At 53.5% G+C, this 742-nt stretch carries 1 protein-coding gene; it reads left to right on the forward strand.

Going from position 1 to position 742, the window contains the following annotated elements; genetic code table 11:
• On the forward strand, nucleotides 1-630 hold a 630-nt coding region (locus H1B37_RS33010), incomplete at its 5' end, for a hypothetical protein (protein WP_220498502.1).
• Nucleotides 631-742: the final 112 nt, after the last annotated feature.

Below are 742 nucleotides of genomic sequence, written 5' to 3' on the forward strand. Positions count from 1 at the left end.
TTAGGCCACAGAATGAAACATGCACTGACAATTTTGTGTTTCCTTTTGGCGACCTCTCTTGATGCTGCTGAGCGCGACGCACCTGTGTTTCGAGCCTTCCCGAATCCCGGCTCTGACTGGTCCATTGCCGATGATCGCCAAGTGGGCGATGGCCAATTCTCGTGGCGACACTACATGCACGAAAAAACTGGTGATGTCATAGCCATTGTCGCATGGCACACTCCAAGGTTTAGCATCGACTCCGGCGCTGTCCGGCAGGCATCCATCGAGACCATCACGTCCAGCGGCTACGCCTACGCAAAGACACGCAAACTTGGACAACCCATTGATGACACTGTCCGCCACCACGTCGCGTCGATAATCGTGCAACACCGCGGCACGGCCCAAAAGAATATTTATCGGGCAATTGAGTACACCTACATTTACGAGAGTGCCGATGGCGAATCACGATCCGCCATGGCACATGGCTACGTGGTTCATATCGGAGAATTCACCGTTTTCATTCAACATACCGCCAACCGGGTCATCACGTCCGACATCGCCCAAAGCATGGCTATGGATTTGGCGTTTGCAGAGTCCAATAAACTGACTCCACTTCCCAACGGGTGGAGTGCGAGTATTAGCCGTTAAATCAACTACCAGCATCCACTGACTGGCCTAACAATGCCGTGCACCGATGGACGGGAGTCGACGGCTTTGAAGTGGTTAGTTTCTCGCCCGTCCTCGGTGACGGTTACCGTTC

This window comes from Stieleria mannarensis (genome assembly GCF_014154935.1).
GTDB classification, from domain to species: domain Bacteria; phylum Planctomycetota; class Planctomycetia; order Pirellulales; family Pirellulaceae; genus Stieleria; species Stieleria mannarensis.